Genomic DNA, 18,498 nt, shown 5'->3' on the forward strand with positions numbered 1-18,498 from the left:
GGCCGATGAGTGACAAGCCCGGGTTGAGCCGACGCGGCGATGCGGACGGCTCTCGTTATCGTCTCGGCGTGATGGGCGGCACCTTCGACCCGATCCACCACGGCCACCTGGTCGCCGCCTCCGAGGTCGGCAGCCGGTTCGGCCTGGACGAGGTCGTGTTCGTCCCCACCGGCGTACCGTGGCAGAAGAAGGACCGGCGGGTGTCGGCGGCCGAGGACCGCTATCTGATGACGGTCATCGCGACGGCGTCCAACCCGCATTTCACGGTCAGCCGGGTGGACATCGAGCGGGACGGCGACACCTACACCGTGGACACGTTGAAGGACCTGCGCGCCGAGCGCGGTGACGACGTGGACCTGTTCTTCATCACCGGTGCCGACGCGCTGGGGCAGATCCTCACCTGGCGGGGGGCCGACGAGTTGTTCGACCTGGCCCACTTCGTCGGGGTGTCCCGGCCGGGGGTGGAGCTGAACTCCCCAACGGTGGATCACCTGCCGCCGGATCGGGTGACGCTGATGGAGGTGCCCGCGATGGCGATCTCGTCGACGGCCTGCCGGGCGCGGGTCGGGCAGGGGGAGCCGATCTGGTATCTGGTGCCGGACGGGATCGTGCAATACATCACCAAGCGCGGTTTGTACGCCGCCGAGAGGACAGCATGACGGCCACCGAGCACGCGATCGCGATCACCCGGGCCGCCGCGGAGGCGGCGGCGGACAAGCTCGCGACCGAGCAGGTGGCCTTCGACGTGGCGGAGCAGTTCGGGATCGCCGACGTGTTCCTGCTCGCCTCGGCGGCGAGTGATCGGCAGGTCGGTGCGGTGGTGGACGCGATCGAGGAGCGGTTGCGCGAGGAGTTCGACGAGCGCCCGACCCGCCGCGAGGGGGATCGTGAGAACCGCTGGGTGCTGTTGGACTATCTGGACCTGGTCGTGCACGTGATGCACATCGAGGAGCGCAAGTTCTACGCCCTGGAACGACTCTGGGGCGATTGCCCGAAGGTCGACCTCGGGGTGGAGGAGCGCTCGTGACCGCTCACCGGTTGGTGGTGTGGCGGCACGGGCAGACCGACTGGAACCTGGAACGTCGCTGGCAGGGAGAGGCGGACATCCCGCTGAACGCGACCGGGTTGGCGCAGGCCGCGGCGGCGGCGCCGGCGGTCGCCGCTCTCGGAGTGAGCGAGATCTGGGCGTCACCGCTGCAGCGGGCGTACGCCACCGCCGAGGCGCTGGCGGCGCAGGTCGGCTGCGGAATCCGAACCGACACACGACTTCGCGAGATCGGCGTGGGGGAGTGGTCGGGTCGGGTGCTCGCCGAGCTGCAGGAAGAGTTCGGCGACGTGCTCGAGCGTGAGTCGCGCGGCGAGGACGTGGTGCGCGGGCGGACCGGGGAGTCGGTACGCCAGGTCGAGGTACGCGTCGCCGAGGCGCTGCGGGAGATCGGCGAGCAGGCGTCCGATGGTGCGGTGGTGGCCGTGGTGATGCACGGGCTGGCCGGCAAAGTGGGTGCGCTGGAACTGGTCGGCGTACCCGCGGCGTTGAAGGAAGCCTTTGGTGGGTTGGACAACTGCGGCTGGATCGTGATCGACCACAGCCGCCAGCTCGCCCACCCCTGGCGCATCACCCACTACAACCAGACCGCCGGCTGAGCCTGAACTCGTATGGTTGCTGAGCCTGTCGAAGCCACCGGCCCCCACGTTCCCTGAGCTGAGCGAGGGAGGAACAAGCGAGTCGAAGGGTCGAGGCCACTTCGCGTACCGAACGTCACTCCGCGTGCCGAAGTTCACCTCGCGGATCACCGGCACCACGCGAAGTGAACTTCACCACGCGAGGTGAAACTCAGTCCGCGGAGTGGTGCCCGATGGCGAGGAACATCGGGAAGTCCCGGTCCTGATTGCCAGCCTCCTTGCGCACCACACCGCCGTCGTGCACCGTGACCCGCTCGAACCCGGCGGCGCGCATCCGCTCGCCGAACGAGTGCCGATCAAACCCGTCATGCACCAGAAATTCTTCATCCTGGTGGGAATCGTGACCATCATGGTGTTCGCGGAGGTGCGCATGGAAGGCGCCGTCGGCATCCTGGTCGAGGTCGACCACGGCAAACCATGCTCCGGGCTTGAGCACCTCGCGAACCCTGTGCAGCAACAGATCCACGTCCCGCACGTGGTGCAGCACGAGCTGGCTCCACGCCCCGTCGAACCGTTCCTCGGGCAGGTCGTCCACCGTCAGGTCGAGCAGCACCGCGCGGAACCGATCCGACAGCCCCGCGGCGTCGATCTTCTGGGTGGCCGCCTCGATCATCCCGGTCGAGGTGTCCGCGATGGTCGCGTCGGCGATTGCGTCGGCGAGCAGGATGCTCAGCCGCCCGGTCCCACCACCCACGTCGAGCACCTGCTCGGTGCCGTTCAGGGGGAGGTGCTCGCGCAGCAGTGCGGCCGTCCGCTGCGCCCGCGCCAGCTTGGCTGGATCGTCGTCCCAGGTCGCCGCCCGCTCGTCAAAGTGCTTCACAGCCCCGAGCATGCCACGCGCGTATGCCTCCGGCCCGGATTTGTCCCGCCGTGGGCCGCGCGCTATATTTCTCTGGTTGCTCGGAGACGAGCGCGGGGCTATGGCGCAGTTGGTAGCGCGCTTCCATGGCATGGAAGAGGTCAGGGGTTCGAATCCCCTTAGCTCCACCCATTGAAGTAGCTGGTCAGTCGCAGTCCCACCTGAGGCGTGGGGTGGCCGTAACCCCCGACCACGCACACAGCCATGCATCGGCCGCGCTCAGCTCCGGCGAACAGACGTTTCGAGAATGATGTGGGGCTCGATATCGGTTGCCATCCGGCTGCACTTCTCCGAGGGCGAGCCGGAGGCATATTCCTGAGGTTTGCCGTGTGCATTGGAAAAGCGAACGCTGCCAGCTCATCGGGGAAATTGCAGAGAGGCGACCCATGCGAGTGGCCAGGTGGGCGCAGATCGCGCCCACTCCAGCGAAGGGTCGCTCGACAACCCTGGGCGTGCGTCAGCAGGCCTTTGGGTAGCTGAGTGAGGTCAGTTCCTGTTCGAAAGCCCCCGGAGGATCGTTCGGGTCCGAAACGCTGCCGGCGGACAGCATGACCTTGTTCCGAAGTACCAGGCGCTTGCTGCAGTCCCGACGGACGGTAAATGTCTCACCCTTGGCCTGGACGCTGTAGTCGTAGGCGGCAACACGAGGAGTGTGTTTCATCGGTTGCCCGCCCCGCCGATCTCGCCCTTCACATTGATCACCGGCTTCATGTTGTCGCAGTTGACCCAGTAGGTCGGGCGGAACGTGACGGTGGTGGAGGTCCGTGAGACGACGTCGACGTGAGCTGATGCTACGCAGCCATACGCGTACGCCGGGCCGCCCGCCCTGTCCCAAGGATCGTCAGCGTGGGCGGTCGCCGTTGAGGCAGCGGCTACGCCACCAGTTGAGCAGAGCGACGGCAGCACTTCCTGCCAGGACTCGTTTCGCCATTGGGTGGTGCGTACCACGTTCCCAAGGTCGAGTACGCCACCAGCGCGCTGACCTCCCAGCAGCAGTCGATCGGGTCCATCATCGCGGCCAGCGCCTTCTTCGGGTACGCCGGCTGGCAGCTGATCGGGGCGGTCAGGGGACGCCGGAAGTCGGCCGAAATGTCTCGCGAAAAGGCATAAGGGTCGATTACGGAAACGGCCGTGGACCGACCTAGACTCACGGCGTGAACAAGGCACGCTCGCTCCAACTGCTCGCTCTGGCCGGCCTGGCCCCACTGATCCTGTCCGCCTGCGGCACCCCGCCCGCCCCCGACCAGAACTCCGGTCAGGGGGGCGGTCAGGCACCCGGCGGCACCAAGCAGGCACCCCCACCTCCGCCCGAGGCGAAGTTCGCCCAGGTGGACAACGCCCAGGTGAAGTCGCTGCAGCTGGTCACCCTGCGTAACGACCCGGCCAAGGTGGTCGCCGAGGTGCCTCAGGTGCCGAACGCGCGAAACCTGTCCCAGGCGATCGAGGTGGTCCGGGAGAAGCAGCTGCGTCAGGCGACCTGGGCGAAGGCGAGCCAGGTGGACATCAAGTCCCAGGTGGTGGCCAGCTCGCCCGAGGTGGTCGGGGTCGCGGTCACCAGCACCAGCACCGAGAACGGTGGCCAGGTGCAGCGGCCCGTGACGATCTGGTACGACGCGGCCGAGTCGCAGTCCTATTCCTCGCCGATCCTGATCGACGCCGGCAAGTGGGGTGACTTCAAGAAGGCCGCCCTCGACGCCGGCGGCAAGGCGAAGCTGGACGCCGGCAAGCTGGGCAGGGTGCTCGACGAGGCACCGGCCCCCGAGGGCAACGGTCCCGCGATGGGGTTTGACAACACCGGCGCGCTGGTGCTGCGCTTCGGCAGCGGCGTGCTCGCTCCCGAGGCGCAGGGGCTGCTCGTGCCCAAGGAGGCTGTCACGCCGGCGCTGTCCCCGTTCGGCACCAAGGCGCAGGCCGCCGCGACGAGCCCGTCGGCGTACACCGCGGTCGGCCAGCCGAAGCAGGGTGGCGCGCAGACGACGCCCAGTGCCGCTCCCTCGGCCAGCGGGTCGGCCAGCCCCGGCGCCACCGCCAAGCGCCCCTCCACCGCGATCGGCCCGGACTGCCGGGTGCTGAAGTGCGTGGCCCTCACCTATGACGACGGCCCCGGCCCCGGCACCGGCAAGGTGCTCGACGTGTTCAACCAGGCCCACGCGGCCGCCACCTTCTTCCAGATGGGTGAGGGAATCAAGGGCTACCCGGACACCGTCCGCAAGGTCGCGACAATGGGCATGGAGGTCGCCAACCACAGTTCCACCCACCCCGACATCTCCAAGCTGTCCGGGGCCGCCCTGGACAAGCAGGTCGGCGGCAACAGCGAGGCGCTGAAGGCGCTCACCGGCCGCCCGCCGCTGCTCTTCCGCCCGCCCTACGGTGCGCACAACGACAACAGCGACAAGGTGATCGGCGCCGCCGGGATGGCGGTCATCAACTGGAGCGTGGACACCCTCGACTGGCAGACCAAGAGCACCCCCAAGACCGAGAACAGCGCCGTCTATCAGGGCGTGGCCTCGCCGCACGCGATCGTGCTGATGCACGACATCCACGACTTCACCGTGGCCGCCGCCCCGGCGATCGTGCAGGGGCTGCAGGACAAGGGCGCCACCCTGGTCACGGTCTCCGAACTGACCGTCAACTCCGGCGGAGTGTATCCGGGGCGCGGCTACTGCCACGGCACCCAGACCAAGCAGGACGGGTTCGGCTGCAAGGGGTGAACGCCGGCCCGGAGGAGCTGACCGGCGACCAGTGGCGTACCCGTCGTGCCGCCCACCAGGCGCGCGTCGACCAGTTGCTCGCCGATCACCGGTGGCGTTCCAGCCGCGCGATCAAGCATCCGGTCGAAGATTTTCTCTTTGAGTACTACCCTTTCCGGCCCTACCAGCTCCGGCGCTGGTCGCCCGGGCACGGCGTACGCCTGCTCGAGGCCGACGAGTTGCTGGAGCTACCGCATGTGGCGACCGACGGTGCCGGCGTTCGCGTGCACACCGAGGACCTGCTGGCCCATCGTGCCCGGACGGTGCGGGCGGCGTACGCCCTGCTGCGGGCGACCACCGATCGGGCTGCCGGTTTCGGCTGCTTCGGCATGCACGAGTGGGCGATGGTGGCCGGCCTGGCCGCGGACGAGGTGCGTCATCCGCAGCTCGGGCTGCGGCTGCCGATGGCCGGGATCGAGCAGACCCTGGAGTCGGTCGGGCTGCGCTGCACCCACGTGGACGCGCACCGCTTCTTCAGCCCCGCTTGGAAACCACGCAACCGGTACGCCCCGACCCGGGCCAACCAGGTCGAGCTGGACCAGCCCGGCTGCCTGCACGTGGGCATGGACCTCTATCGGATCGCCGGCAAGCTGTCACCGCTGATCGAGTCCGAGCTGGTCGTCGACTGTTTCGAGCTCGCACGCGAGATCCGGGTGCTCGACATGCGGGCCAGCCCCTATGACCTCGGCTCGCTCGGACTCACCGCGATCGCGGTCGAGACGGCCACGGGACGCGCCGAATACGTGGAACAGCAGCGAGCCTTCACCACGCGCGCGAGACCCCTGCGGGCCCGGTTGCTGGAACGGGCCGGGGCACTGCTGTCGCTGCTGGCTGAACCCGCCGGGACTGCCGAGGGGTCGCAGAGGACATGATCAGGTAGGTCGTGCCGGCGCCGAGGAAGGCGGCCAGGGTGCCACCCAGCACCGAGAAGACGAACACCGCCTCGCCGAGGATGGTCGATCCCAGCAGCATCAGCATCACGATCGGGACGCTCAGCGCCACCCCCACCGCCACCAGCGCGAACACCAGGTCGCGGACGGGGCCGTTGCGTCGGGTCACCGGGTGGAGCGCAGGTTCCGCGGGGGCCGGGGGAGCGATGCGCGGCAGGTCCTGACACAGCCCGTGCAGGTCGGCCGCGGTGCGCGCCCGGACACAGGCGTCGAGCCGGTCCTGCAACTCGTCGAGGGTCAGCCGACCGGCGGTGAAGTGCTGGTTCAGCAGCTCGCACACCTCGGTGCGTTCGGCGTCGCCGATCCGCAACGCGGGCGGTGGTTTCGGGTTGCTGCGGTGGGTGTCCGGGACTGTCATGCGGCCATTCTTCGCCGCCGAGGGTGCCTGCGCACCGGTCCGCGACCACGCCGGGACCAGCGGCCGAGCCGCCAGGCCAGGTGTGGACCCTGGTCGCAGCCGCGGGTCGGACCACGGTGCGCCCCGGCCGATGGTGGCCCCGGGCCTGCCTAGCCTTGGACGGTGTCCGCGTCCGTCCCGCCACCCGACCAGCCCGCCGTCCGGCGGTCTCGGGGCTCGCGGCGGGGGCTGGCGATCGGGCTGACCTGCGCCGTGGCGGTGGTGATCGCTGTGGTGGTGCTGCTGCGGAACGCACCTGCGGGCGTACCCGCCGCCGGTGGTCCGGTGACCAGCCCGACCCCGAGCGGCCCACCGACGCGGGCGTCCGCGACACCCGGCCGAGACGGTCCGCACACCGGCCTCACCCCGCGTTCCTCACGGCTCTACAACGTCGCGTACACCCGCGGCTCGGCCACCTGCGCGACCCGCCAGGAACGCCCACCGCTCCCCGATGCGTGGCTGGTGGCACACCTGCAGCAGCTCAGCGACTGCCTGGTCGAACTCAACCGGGAACCGTTGGCGGCCCAGGGGATCACCCTGACCAGGCCGATGGTCAAGGGGTTCCAGGTGCAGGCGGACACCGCCTGCGGGGTGATCAGCCGCTACGCGTTCTATTGCCCCGAGGACCGCAGCATCTACGTCGACCTCCGCTCCGACGACAACTGGCGCTTCTATGGCGGGATGCGGCTCGGCTATTTCGCAGTGATCACCCACGAGTTCGGTCACCACCTCCAACTCGCCGGCGGCATCACCGAGGGGTACGCCGACCTGATGGCCAGGGCGGGGGACGAGCAGCGCCTCGAGCTGTCCCGGCGCTCGGAACTGCAGGCGACCTGCTTCTCGGCGGTCGCCTACGGGGCGCTGTGGCGTTCCGTCGGCGCGACGGAACGCGACGTGAGTCAGCTGCTCGACTATTTCGACCGGAACAACGACGAGGTGACCCGCGAGGGCACCCACGGCAACTCGCGCACGATGCGCGACTGGTTCCACCGGGGCCTGGGGGAGCGGACCTCCTCCTACGACTCGTGCAACACCTGGGTCGCGGCACCCGACCAGGTGGACTGAGCCAACCCGGATCGTGACAATTTCGTGAGCCGGTGCCGGTCGCGTCCGGGCACCGGACGCCCCGCTCTGCGGTTAAGGTTTCCGGACAGCAACCTTCCCCCGAGACCGAGGTGACCGATGTCCGTGCGTTCCCCATGGCGGGTGTCCGCTGCCCTGTGCACGCTGGCGTTGGCCGCCCTGCCGCTCGCCGGATGCGCCAAGCCCGGGACCGGGGACCTCACCGCCGCGCCCGCCGCGCAGGCGCCGGCGGAGGAACAGCCGGCACCGGTCCCCGCGCCGGAACCGACCGCCACCGAGACCCCGACCGCACCGGGCGGCCAGCCGACCGCCGAGCCGACGCCACCGCCGCCCTCGAGCGCACCGACTGCGGCGCCCACGCCGCGGGCCAGCAGTGCCCCGACCGCGGCGCGGACCGCGGGCGCCACCCGGACCCCGGGCGGGCGTCCGACAACGAGCCCGAGCGGGCCGGCCAAGCCTCAGGCCGGGCCAGCCATCCTGTCCCGCGGCTCCTCCGGCGACTCGGTCCGGGACCTGCAGGCCCGGCTCAAGCAGGCCGGTTGGTTCCGCGAGCAGGTGACCGGGTTCTACGGCCCGACCACCGCCAGCGCGGTCTCCGGGTTCCAGGTCAAGCGCGGATTGCCGGTCACCGGTTCGGTCGACCGGGCCACCCTGAACTCGCTGCAGCAGATGACGCGTACGCCCACGGCGGAGGAGAAGGCCGACGCGCCGAAGCCCGCGGCCACCCCGAGCGCCAGCGCGACCCAGGCCGGCGGCGTTCCCGCCGGGGTCGACCCCCGCTGCATGACCGGACGCGCCCTGTGCATCTCGAAGAAGCAGAACAAGCTGCGGTGGATGGTGAACGGTCAGGTGCAGACCACGCTGGCCGTCCGCTTCGGCACCAAGGAACTGCCGACCCGCGAGGGCTCGTTCAGCGTGCAGTGGAAGTCCCGCGACCACGTGTCATCGATCTATCACACCCCGATGCCCTACGCCCTGTTCTTCTCCGGTGGTCAGGCGGTGCACTACTCCCCGGACTTCGCCGCCCGCGGCTACAGCGGCGGATCCCACGGCTGCGTCAACGTCCGGGACAAGGCGGCCATGGCGTCGCTGTTCAACACCGTGAGCGTCGGCGACAAGGTCATCGTCTACTGAGTGACGCGGCCCACACGCCGGGGTGGCGTCGAGCGCCGGAAGTTGTCGGGCAATCCGTTAGGCTGGCGCCGATGACACTCGGTCCGCACCGGGTGGGCACGGGCCAGGGAGCCGGACTGGGGTCGACTCAGGGGGGTTCCCCGAGTTGCGGGTGCACGGAAGGTGGAAGGGTGGGCGACATGAACCACACCCCGGAGATGCCTGAATGACCCAGAACATCCCGCTGGCCATCGTGCTGGGCGTCATCGCCTCCCTGTGTTTCGCGACCGGGGCGACCTTCCAGCACGACGGAATCGGCAAGCAGTTCGACGAGTCCGCGGAATCGCGCACGCTCACCCTCAAGCGGGTGCTGTCGATGGTGCGCAACAAGCACTGGCTGTTCGGCACCGCGATGATCCTGATCGGCGCGCTGCTGCACCTGATCGGGGTGAACATGGCCCCGGTCACCGTGATCCAGCCCGTCGGCATCCTGGCCGTCCCGTTCGCGGTGCTGCTGGCCGCGCGGAAGAACCGCACCCGCCCCACCCGGATGATGCTCGTGTCCATCGCCATCGCGGTGATCGGCATCGTCGCCTTCACCTGGTTCTCGGCGTCCTCGGCCGCCACCGACACCATCCTCGACGGCAGGATGATCCTGATCGCCTCGCTGCTGGTGTTCGCGGTGGCTGCGGTGTTCGCGGTGCTGGGGGCCAAGGGGCCGCTGGGCGCCCGCTGCCTCGCGTGGGCCACCTCGGGCGCGCTGATCTACGGATTGGCCACCGCGCTGATGAAGACCACCCTGGTCGCCTGGGAGCGCAGCGATCACCTGCCGATCACCCACTTCTGGGCCAACCTGGCCGGCTGTCTGGCCTGTTACGCCATCGGCGCCTGGGCCATCCAGCAGGCGTACGCCTCCGGCCCGGCCGAGATCGTGGTCGGCTGCATGACGACGATCGACCCGCTGACGGCCGTCGCGTTCGGGCTGCTGGTGCTCGGTGAGGGCGCGAACATCGACCTCACCGCCGGCATCGGCATGGTCGTGATGGGGTTGCTGTCGGCCCTCGGTGTGGTGCTGCTGTCGAAATATCACCCGGACGCCGCCCGGGCGTACGAACAGGCGGAGGCCAATCGGCTCCGCAACCAGAGTTCCGGTGGCCCCGGTGCCACCGACACCCCCGAGCAACCCAGCCAGGAAGGAAGCACCCGGTGAAGATCCTCATCGGCCACGACACCTATCCCCCCGACGTCAACGGGGCTGCCCGGTTCACCGAGCGGCTCGCCACCGGTCTGGTCGCCCGCGGTCACGAGGTGCACCTGATCGCCCCCTCGCACACCGGTCGCGAATTCGTCGAGGACCGGGACGGGGTCGTGGTGCACCGGCTGCCGTCGCACCGCTATCCGCTGGTGGATCAGTTCATGATCTGCATGCCCTGGCAGGCCGGGCCGCGGATCAAGCGGATCCTCGACGAGGTGCAGCCGGACGTGGCCCACATCCAGGGGCACATGCTGATCGGCCGGCTGCTGTCCAAGCAGGCCACCGAACGCGGGTTGCCGCTGGTGGCGACGAATCACTTCATGCCGGAGAACCTGGTCGAGCTGGTGAAGATCCCGCACCGCGCCCGCCGCGCGGTCTCCCGGCTGGCCTGGAAGGACTGTGCCAACATCCTCGGCCGTGCCCAGGTGGTGACCGCCCCGACCCCGCGCGCGGTCGAACTGCTGGCCGGATCGGCGGGCCTGCCCGGTGGCCTGGCAATCTCCTGCGGGATCGACCCCGAGCCCTATCTGGCCGCCTCCCGCGCCGCCAAGCACGACCGGCACCTGCGCGTGCTGTTCGTCGGCAGACTCGATCAGGAGAAGCGGGTCAACGAGCTGATCCGCGCGTTCGCACGGTTGCCGAAGGACCTGGACGTGCGCCTGGAGGTCGTCGGTGACGGGTCCTTCGCCGATCAGTGGAAAGCGCTGGCGGGTTCGGAAGGCGTGGCCGATCGGACCACCTTCCTCGGCTTCGTCAGCGAGGAGGAGCTGCTGGCCGCCTACGGCCGCTGCGACGTGTTCTGCATGCCCGGGGTCGCCGAGCTGCAGTCCCTGGTCACCCTCGAGTCGATGGCCGCCGGCAAGCCGGTGGTGGCGGCGAACGCGATGGCGCTGCCGCACCTGGTGCACCCCGATGAGAACGGTTTCCTCTACTCCCCCGGTGACGTGGACGAACTGGCGACCCACCTGGGCCGCCTGCTCAGCGACCCCGACCTGCGCCGGCGGATGGGGGCGGCCAGCCGGGAGATCGTGCACCAGCACGCGCTCAACGCGACGCTCGGGCGGTTCGAGGAGCTCTATCGGGAGGTCAGCGGGGGACAGGTCGTCCCCTTGCGCAAGGCCGCCTGAGCGTACGCCGGGGCGGTAGAAGGCGCCTGTTCTCGCCGCGAGGCGGGCGGTTGTCCACAGGTTTCCGGTGGTGGTTGTTTTCCACAGTTGAACAATTCGGGGCGTCCGATCAGCTCGTGCCAGCCGCAACGTGCAGGCATGAGCAATGACGTCTCCCTGGTGGCCCAGTCTCCCGAAGAGGTGCTGTGTGCCGTGCCCTATCTGCTGGGGTTCCACCCCGAGGATTCCCTCGTCGTCGTGGCGCTGTGCGACCGACGTGTCCTGTTCACCGCCCGGGTCGACCTGGAGTTGGCGGTGTTCGAGGCACCACGGCTGCGCGACGTGGTGCTGCAGCACGGCGCCCAGACGGTGCTGCTGCTCGCCTTCGCCGAAAAGCCGAACTCGGCCCGGTCGGTGCTCGGGGAGGTCGTGGACAGGTTCGGCGAGGTCGACGTTGCGGATGCCCTGATCAGCGACGGCAGGTGCTGGTGGTCGCTCTACTGCGACGACGAGGAGTGCTGCCCGGCAACGGGCACGGCCTATGACGTGTCTGCGAGCAGGTTCGCGGCCGAGGCGGTGGCCGCTGGGCTCCCAGCCCTTCGCAGTCGCAGCGAACTCGCCGAACAGGTCGGCGGTCCCGGCCGCGATGAGCTGGCGGCGGTCCGCGCGGTGTTCGAGGAGGTGCTGCCGGTGCTCGCGGACTGGGACATCGCCGAGCGGCAGGATCGGGTGGTCCACCTGGTCGAGCGGTTCGAGGTACGCCGCGGCCTGCCCGCCACAGACTGTGCCGAGTTGGCGGTTCTCTGCCACGACCCGCTGGTCCGCGACCAGGTGTTGCTGCGGATGCGTCGGTGTGATGCGCAACGGCACCTGGCCCTGTGGACGCGGGTGGTCTCGGTCAGCGCCGCTCCCTTCGAGGTCGCCCCGTTGTGCCTGCTGGCTCTCGCCGCCTGGCTGTCCGGCAACGGTGCCCTGCAGGTGGTCTGCATGGAGCGGGCCGAGAAGATCAACCCGGGATTCTCGCTGCTCGGCCTGCTCAACGACATTCACGATCACGCCCTCGCTCCATCCCGCTGGGACGCGCTCGCGGCCTGACCTTCGTTGCGCCGGCCTACGCGGGGAACGGCAGGTCAGGTGGCGATGGCGACGAGGTGGCCGACGGCCCAGGTCAGGCTCATGGTGAGCACGCCGACGGCCACGTTTCGCCCGACCGGGCGTACCGGAGACGAACCGCCGAGCCGGGCGGTGATCAGACCGGTCACCGCCAGGGAGAGGAGCACGGCGACCCAGGTGACCGCCATCCGCCAGGACAGCGGGCTGAGCACCATCGCCAGCAGCGGCAGCACGGCACCGAGCGAGAAGGCCAGCATCGAGGCCAGCGCCGCCTGCACCGGGTTGGTCCGCTTCTCGGGGTCGATACCCAACTCCGCCTCGGCGTGGGCGGCCAGCGCGTCGTGTTCGGTCAACTGCACCGCAACCTGTCGGGCGAGGCCGGGGGAGAGACCCTTGGCCCGGTACAACCCCGTCAGTTCGCCCAACTCCTCGTGCGGAAGGTTGGCCAACTCCCAGCGCTCCTTGGCCAGCACCGCCAACTCGGTGTCCCGTTGCGTCGACACCGACATGTACTCCCCGCCGGCCATGGACAGCGACCCGGCCACCAGCCCGGCGATCCCGGCGACCAGCACCGCACCCGAGGAGGCCTGGGACCCCGCCACACCGACCACCAGACCGGCCGTCGAGACGATCCCGTCGTTTGCGCCCAGCGCACCGGCGCGCAGCCAGTTCAGCCGGCTCGCCAACTCGCCGGCCGGGCGTACGTCCATCACGTGGTCCGTCGGGTGAGCGGCTACCGGGTGCTGCTGCATGCCTCCAATGTGGTCCGCGTCATGGACTTCCGCAAGCAAGGTATGGCAAGCCTCAACCACGCTCGGAAAGGTCCGGGGAGCCCGCGGCGGGTGGGTTAGACTCACCCCATGCACGAGCGCATGTTGCTTTCCTGACGCCGCCACCTGGCGGCTGCCCCGGTGCTCGCGAGAGCCGGGGTTTTTTCATGTCAGGGCACCAACGCGCGCAGGTGTCGCAGAACGCGGATCAAGGAGACTCACAGTGACCGAGCAGGCAGCCCAGCGGCAGGCGTACGACCCCGCCGCAGCCCAGCGGAAGTGGCAGGAATTCTGGGAGACCGACCAGACCTTCCGCCCGCTCGACGACGGCTCCTGCGAGCGGCGCTACGTGCTCGACATGTTCCCCTACCCCTCCGGCGATCTGCACATGGGGCACGCCGAGGCGTTCGTGATGGGTGACGTGGTCGCGCGAAACCTGCGTCTGCAGGGATTCGACGTGCTGCACCCGATCGGTTGGGACTCCTTCGGCCTGCCCGCCGAGAACGCCGCGATCAAGCGCGGCACCCACCCCGCCGAGTGGACCTACGCCAACATCGAGACCCAGGCCAACTCGTTCAAACGCTACGGGCTGAGCCTGGACTGGTCCCGGCGACTGCACACCTCCGACCCCGACTACTACCGCTGGACCCAGTGGCTGTTCCTGCGCTTCTTCGAGCGCGGCCTGGCCTACCGGAAGGATTCGCCGGTCAACTGGTGCCCCAACGACCAGACCGTGCTCGCCAACGAACAGGTCGTCCAGGGCCAGTGCGAGCGCTGCGGAGCGACCGTCACCAAGCGCAAGCTCAACCAGTGGTACTTCAAGATCACCGACTATGCCGATCGGCTGCTCGACGACATGGCCGAGCTGGAGGGCCACTGGCCCGATCGGGTGCTGGCCATGCAGCGCAACTGGATCGGCCGCTCCTCAGGGGCGTACGTCGACTTCACCCTGACCGGGCGCAGCGAGCCGGTGACGGTGTTCACCACCCGACCCGACACCCTCTATGGCGCCACCTTCTTCGTGATCGCGCCGGAGGCGGCGCTGGCCGAGGAGGTCGTCACCGACGAGCAGCGGGCCGAGTTCGAGGCCTACCTCGATCAGACCAAGCGGGCCACCGAGATCGAGCGGCAGTCCACCGAACGCCCCAAGACCGGCGTCTTCCTGGGTGTGCACGCCACCAACCCGGTCAACGGCGAACAGCTGCCGGTGTACGCCGCCGACTACGTGCTGGCCGACTACGGCACCGGCGCCGTGATGGGCGTGCCGGCGCACGACCAGCGCGACCTCGACTTCGCCAAGGCGTTCGACCTGCCGGTACGCCTGGTCGTCGACACCGACCAGCCCGACCCGGCCGAGACGTTCGTCGCCACCCCCGGGGACGGCCGCTACGTGAACTCGCCGGCCCTGGACGGGCTGGACAACAAGGCCGAGGGTGTCGCGAAGATCATCGAACTGCTCGACGAGCGCGGCACCGGCCGCGAGGCGATCACCTATCGGCTGCGCGACTGGTTGCTGTCCAGGCAGCGATTCTGGGGTTGCCCGATCCCGATCGTGCACTGCGCCGACTGTGGTGAGGTGCCCGTCCCCGACGACCAGCTGCCCGTTGAGCTGCCCGACCTGCGCGGTGCCGACCTGGCCCCGAAGGGCACCTCCCCGCTGGCCGGTCCGGAGGCGGCCGAGTGGCGCGAGACCAGCTGCCCGCGTTGCGGCGGCCCGGCCAGCCGCGACACCGACACGATGGACACCTTCGTCGACTCGTCCTGGTATTTCTTCCGCTACTGCTCGCCGGGCTTCACCGACGGCCCGTTCGACCCGGCCGAGGTGGCGCGCTGGATGCCGGTGTTCCAATATGTCGGCGGGGTCGAGCACGCGATCCTGCACCTGCTCTATATGCGCTTCTTCACCAAGGTGCTGCACGACATGGGCATGCTCGATTTCGAGGAGCCGATGCAACGGCTGCTCAACCAGGGCCAGGTGATCAACGAGGGCAAGGCGATGAGCAAGTCGCTGGGCAACGGGGTCGACCTCGGCGCCCAGATCGACCAGTTCGGGGTCGACGCAATCCGCACCACCGTGGTGTTCGCGGGCCCCCCGGAGGATGACATCGACTGGGCCGACGTGTCGCCGAGCGCGACCGTGCGCTTCCTGCAGCGTGCCTATCGGGTGGCCTGTGACGTGGCCAGCGAGCCCGGCGCCGACGTCGCTGGCGGTGACGTCGCGCTGCGGCGTACCACTCATCAGAGCCTCGCCGAGATCCGAAAGCTGCTGGACGCACAGCGATTCAACGTGGTCGTGGCCCGGCTGATGGAGTTGGTCAACGCCACCCGCAAGGCGATCGACACCGGCTGCGGGCCGGCCGATCCTGCCGTCCGGGAGGCCGCCGAGGCGATCACCATCGCGCTCAGCCTGTTCGCCCCCTATGTCACCGAGGAGATGTGGGAGCTGCTCGGACACACCCCGTCGGTGGCCAACGCCCGCTGGCCTGAGGTCGACGAATCCCTGCTGAGGCAGGAAACCGTCACCTGCGTGGTGCAGGTCAAGGGCAAGGTGCGCGCCAAGCTGGAGGTCTCCCCCGAGGCCGGTGAGGATGAGCTGCGCGAGCTGGCACTGGCCGACTCGGGCGTACAACGGGCCCTCGACGGCGCCGAGGTGCGCAAGGTGATCGTCCGCGCCCCGCGACTGGTGTCGATCGTCCCCGCCTGAGCGTTCGTACGCCCCAGCGGTTGGATCCGCTACGTGCGGGCCGCGACCGTGGCGATCACGCCGGCGTGATCGGTGCCGTCGACCCGGAAGACCCGGTGCGACGTCGCCGTCATCGACGACGACACCAGCACGTGGTCGATGGTGATCAACGGGATCGAGCCGTTCCCGCGGGTCGGCCAGGTCGGTTGCAGCCCGGCGCCGGTCAGGTCGGCACTGCTCCGATAGCCTGCGCCGAACCAAGGCCGCATCGTGGCGTGCCGGTCCACGGCGTTGAAGTCGCCGGCCACCACCACCCGCTCCCGGTCATGGGGAGCCAGCCACGCCCGCAACCGTGCGGCATCCTTCGCCCAGGCGTCGGCACCACCCATCGGATTGATCGGATGGACCCCGGCGACCAGGAGCGAGCCGGAGGGGAGGCGTACCCGAACCAGGCGGGACTCGAGGACGGTGCCGGCCTCGGAAACCTGCTGCAGCGGGTGGCGGGAATGGATACTGGTCCCCGACACCCCGGGCGCCCCCTCTCCGACGCGATGTGGGAACAAGCGGTCGAAACCCTTCCTGGACAGGGCATCGCGCGCCTCCGGGGTGATCTCGGTGAGCACCACCACCTCCGCCTCGCGCACCGCGGCGATCACCTGGTCGGGATCGGCCTGGCCGAACTCCAGATTGAGCGCGGCCACCCGCACCTCGGCGCCGTGCCGGGTCTGGTTGGGGAGCAGATAGGGAGCCACCCAGATCAGCTGGCAGGCCATCGCCAGCGCGCTCAGCCCCGCCGGCAGTGCCGCCCACACCCGCTGGCGGGGGCGCAGCGCCGCCAACGCGCCGAACAGGCAGACCGACGCCACCAGCCAGCCAACCAGGCCGAGATGGACGAAGGAGGCCAGCTGGGTGAGCCGGGTGTCGCGGAGCTGCAGCCGGGGGAACGCACCGAGCAGCAGCGTCGGTGTGCCCGCACCGGCGCCGAGCAGGGCGCCCAGGCCCAGCACCATCGTCACGAACACTCGGCCGGGGTAGCGGGTGGGCGAGGGCACGCCTCCACAGTGACTGACCGGGGTGTCACCGCCGTGAACCTTATTAGTAAGATAGGGCCGTGAATAAGATTGGGCCCCAGCCGGTGGCGGAGCCGGCGGTCCGACTGTCGTCGGCGCGCGCGGCGGTGCTGTCCTATCTGGTCGAGGTGGCGATGCCCGTGACGGTGCGGCAGGTCTCCGCCAGCAGCGGTCAGCACGCCAACACCGTCCGCGAGCACCTGGACGCGCTGGTGGACGCCGGCATGGTGGAGCGCAGCCGTAAGTCGCCCAACGGACGCGGACGACCGGCGATCTGCTATCGCGCGCTGCCGAACGCCACCGCGCTGCACAGCACCCGCGAGTACGCCTCCCTGGTCGATGCGCTGGCCGCCCACCTGTCCCGCCGCGCGGCCGATCCGGTGGCCGAGTCGATCGAGGTCGGGCGGACCTGGGGCGATCAGTTCGACGCGGACGCCGATGCCACGCGAACCCTTCGTGAGTTGGGATTCGAGCCCAGCAGCACCGACGAGGAAGAGGGCACCGTCAGGCTGCTGACCTGCCCACTGCTCGCCAGCGCGCGGCGCAATCCCGAGGTCGTCTGCAACGTCCACCTGGGGTTGTTGCGCCAGATCGCGGGCGACGGGGTGGAGCTGGAGCCCTTCGTCGAGGGCGGCTGCCTGGTGCGGCTCCCCGCCGCCGGCTGAGGTTGTCCACAGCCGGTGAGCCGGCGCGAGTTGTCCACAATTCTTTCGTGGTGGTGAACATTCTCCCTGCCCGTACGGCATCTAGTGGGTATGGGACGCAGACAGCGCAGCGACGCCGTGATGTCGGACTATGTCCGGGAGCGGTTGGCGCGGCTGGTGGCCGAGGTCCGGCCCCCGGTCGGTGCGGCCGGTGGGGACGCGGAGAAGACCGTCGTACGCCGGCCCGCCGAGCCGCGGGCTGCTGCGGTGGCTGCACCGGCTGCGGCGCCGGTCGAGCCTCCGGTCGCTGATTCCAAGGTTGGTATGCCGAGCCAGCCGGCGAGCGGGCGACGGTTCACTCGCAACCACCTGATCGTGCTCGCGGGCCTGCTGCTGGTCGGGGTGCTGGTGGCCGGCTATGCCCTGACCCGCGCCCGAGCGATCCCGCTGACCGAGCCGCTGCCGGTACAGCAGTCCGGAGCCGCCGCACCATCCTCGCCCGGGCCCGGATCGCCCCACCCGGCGACCCCGACGGCGACGCCGAGCGCGGCGACGGTGCGGGTGCACGTCGTCGGCGAGGTGCACCGCCCCGGGGTGCACACCCTGCCCGGTGGTGCCCGGGTCATTGAGGCAATCACGGCCGCCGGGGGATTCACCGCGTCGGCCCGCCCCGGTGACCTGAACCTGGCGCAGGTGTTGACCGACGGACAACAGGTAGTGGTGGGCAACGCCGCCAGGCCGGGCGGAGAGGTGCGTGGCGGCGACACCGCGCCCGGTGCGAGCAACGGCCCGGGCGGTGCGAAGGCGCCCGGAGGGAAGCTGAACCTGAACAGCGCCACCGTCGAGCAGCTCGACGCGCTGCCCGGGGTGGGGCCGGTGACCGCCCAGAAGATCCTGGCCTGGCGGACCCAGCACGGACGCTTCAACCGGATCGAGGAGTTGCAGGAGGTTCCGGGGATCGGACCGAAGTCGTTCGCAGACATCGCCCCGTTGGTGACGGTGTGACATGGCTACGGTGTGAG

18 protein-coding genes and 1 tRNA gene are annotated in these 18,498 nt (G+C 69.7%); 14 read left to right on the forward strand and 5 right to left on the reverse strand.

What is annotated here, in order from left to right; all coding sequences use genetic code 11:
* Positions 1-5 precede the first annotated feature (5 nt).
* From nadD to CGZ93_RS12405, 3 genes are read left to right on the forward strand one after another with little or no spacing between them, the layout of a single operon-like run.
* The gene (gene nadD / locus CGZ93_RS12395) at positions 6-659 is read left to right on the forward strand and encodes a nicotinate-nucleotide adenylyltransferase (protein ID WP_094364453.1); all 654 of its coding nucleotides are present in this window, start codon (positions 6-8) and stop codon (positions 657-659) included.
* Positions 656-1,027 carry a ribosome silencing factor gene (rsfS, locus tag CGZ93_RS12400; protein WP_094364454.1) on the forward strand — a complete coding sequence of 124 codons (372 nt, stop codon included), beginning with the start codon at positions 656-658 and terminating at the stop codon, positions 1,025-1,027. Before nadD ends, rsfS begins: the two co-directional genes overlap by 4 nt.
* Positions 1,024-1,644, forward strand: coding sequence for a histidine phosphatase family protein (locus CGZ93_RS12405; protein ID WP_176451746.1), 621 nt, complete (start codon positions 1,024-1,026; stop codon positions 1,642-1,644). Before rsfS ends, CGZ93_RS12405 begins: the two co-directional genes overlap by 4 nt.
* Before the next feature lie 190 nt (positions 1,645-1,834).
* Here CGZ93_RS12405 and CGZ93_RS12410 read toward each other — a convergent pair whose 3' ends face one another.
* Positions 1,835-2,503, reverse strand: a complete 669-nt coding sequence (locus CGZ93_RS12410) for a class I SAM-dependent methyltransferase (RefSeq protein ID WP_176451747.1) — start codon at positions 2,501-2,503, stop codon at positions 1,835-1,837.
* Positions 2,504-2,597: 94 nt separating this feature from the next.
* On the opposite strand from CGZ93_RS12410, the gene CGZ93_RS12415 reads away from it, so the two are divergent.
* Positions 2,598-2,670, forward strand: a tRNA-Ala gene (locus tag CGZ93_RS12415).
* Between the two features lie 529 nt (positions 2,671-3,199).
* On the opposite strand, the gene CGZ93_RS18455 is transcribed toward CGZ93_RS12415, so the two are convergent.
* A complete protein-coding gene (locus tag CGZ93_RS18455) occupies positions 3,200-3,490 on the reverse strand; it encodes a hypothetical protein (RefSeq protein WP_141211198.1) in 291 nt (96 codons plus the stop codon).
* Between the two features lie 206 nt (positions 3,491-3,696).
* Here CGZ93_RS18455 and CGZ93_RS12425 point away from each other — a divergent pair, with 206 nt between their 5' ends.
* Both CGZ93_RS12425 and CGZ93_RS12430 read left to right on the forward strand, forming a co-directional pair.
* Positions 3,697-5,253 (forward strand): polysaccharide deacetylase family protein, encoded by a 1,557-nt coding sequence (locus CGZ93_RS12425; protein ID WP_094364458.1) that lies wholly within the window; start codon positions 3,697-3,699, stop codon positions 5,251-5,253.
* The gene (locus CGZ93_RS12430) at positions 5,250-6,164 is read left to right on the forward strand and encodes a 3-methyladenine DNA glycosylase (RefSeq protein WP_229117412.1); all 915 of its coding nucleotides are present in this window, start codon (positions 5,250-5,252) and stop codon (positions 6,162-6,164) included. The genes CGZ93_RS12425 and CGZ93_RS12430 overlap by 4 nt, the downstream gene beginning before the upstream one ends.
* On the opposite strand, the gene CGZ93_RS12435 is transcribed toward CGZ93_RS12430, so the two are convergent.
* Positions 6,055-6,600 carry a DUF1707 SHOCT-like domain-containing protein gene (locus tag CGZ93_RS12435; protein ID WP_094364459.1) on the reverse strand — a complete coding sequence of 182 codons (546 nt, stop codon included), beginning with the start codon at positions 6,598-6,600 and terminating at the stop codon, positions 6,055-6,057. The genes CGZ93_RS12430 and CGZ93_RS12435 overlap by 110 nt on opposite strands.
* 162 nt (positions 6,601-6,762) lie before the next feature.
* On the opposite strand from CGZ93_RS12435, the gene CGZ93_RS12440 reads away from it, so the two are divergent.
* The 5 genes from CGZ93_RS12440 to CGZ93_RS12460 all read left to right on the forward strand — a co-directional run bounded on the left by CGZ93_RS12440 (position 6,763) and on the right by CGZ93_RS12460 (position 12,291).
* Positions 6,763-7,704, forward strand: a complete 942-nt coding sequence (locus CGZ93_RS12440) for a neutral zinc metallopeptidase (protein ID WP_094364460.1) — start codon at positions 6,763-6,765, stop codon at positions 7,702-7,704.
* A gap of 117 nt (positions 7,705-7,821) precedes the next feature.
* Entirely contained in the window at positions 7,822-8,856 is a 1,035-nt protein-coding gene (locus CGZ93_RS12445; protein WP_094364461.1) for a L,D-transpeptidase family protein, read from the forward strand.
* A gap of 205 nt (positions 8,857-9,061) precedes the next feature.
* The gene (locus CGZ93_RS12450) at positions 9,062-10,045 is read left to right on the forward strand and encodes a hypothetical protein (RefSeq protein ID WP_094364462.1); all 984 of its coding nucleotides are present in this window, start codon (positions 9,062-9,064) and stop codon (positions 10,043-10,045) included.
* Entirely contained in the window at positions 10,042-11,217 is a 1,176-nt protein-coding gene (locus CGZ93_RS12455; protein WP_094364463.1) for a glycosyltransferase, read from the forward strand. The genes CGZ93_RS12450 and CGZ93_RS12455 overlap by 4 nt, the downstream gene beginning before the upstream one ends.
* A 138-nt stretch (positions 11,218-11,355) precedes the next feature.
* On the forward strand, positions 11,356-12,291 hold the full coding sequence (locus tag CGZ93_RS12460; RefSeq protein WP_094364464.1) for a DUF4192 domain-containing protein: 936 nt from the start codon (positions 11,356-11,358) through the stop codon (positions 12,289-12,291).
* Positions 12,292-12,326: 35 nt separating this feature from the next.
* Here CGZ93_RS12460 and CGZ93_RS12465 read toward each other — a convergent pair whose 3' ends face one another.
* Positions 12,327-13,061 (reverse strand): VIT1/CCC1 transporter family protein, encoded by a 735-nt coding sequence (locus CGZ93_RS12465; protein WP_094364465.1) that lies wholly within the window; start codon positions 13,059-13,061, stop codon positions 12,327-12,329.
* A 241-nt stretch (positions 13,062-13,302) separates the two neighbouring features.
* Here CGZ93_RS12465 and leuS point away from each other — a divergent pair, with 241 nt between their 5' ends.
* Positions 13,303-15,783, forward strand: a complete 2,481-nt coding sequence (gene leuS, locus CGZ93_RS12470; protein WP_094364466.1) for a leucine--tRNA ligase — start codon at positions 13,303-13,305, stop codon at positions 15,781-15,783.
* 29 nt (positions 15,784-15,812) lie between these two features.
* Here the strand turns inward: leuS and CGZ93_RS12475 are convergent, their stop codons facing one another.
* Complete coding sequence (locus CGZ93_RS12475; RefSeq protein ID WP_141211199.1) at positions 15,813-16,814, reverse strand: endonuclease/exonuclease/phosphatase family protein; 1,002 nt, start codon at positions 16,812-16,814, stop codon at positions 15,813-15,815.
* Between the two features lie 59 nt (positions 16,815-16,873).
* On the opposite strand from CGZ93_RS12475, the gene CGZ93_RS12480 reads away from it, so the two are divergent.
* On the forward strand, positions 16,874-17,497 hold the full coding sequence (locus CGZ93_RS12480) for a helix-turn-helix transcriptional regulator (protein WP_229117413.1): 624 nt from the start codon (positions 16,874-16,876) through the stop codon (positions 17,495-17,497).
* Positions 17,498-17,587: 90 nt separating this feature from the next.
* Complete coding sequence (locus CGZ93_RS12485) at positions 17,588-18,481, forward strand: helix-hairpin-helix domain-containing protein (protein WP_229117414.1); 894 nt, start codon at positions 17,588-17,590, stop codon at positions 18,479-18,481.
* Positions 18,482-18,498: the final 17 nt, after the last annotated feature.

The sequence above is a fragment of the Enemella dayhoffiae genome, from assembly GCF_002250625.1.
Taxonomy (GTDB): Bacteria; Actinomycetota; Actinomycetes; order Propionibacteriales; family Propionibacteriaceae; genus Enemella; species Enemella dayhoffiae.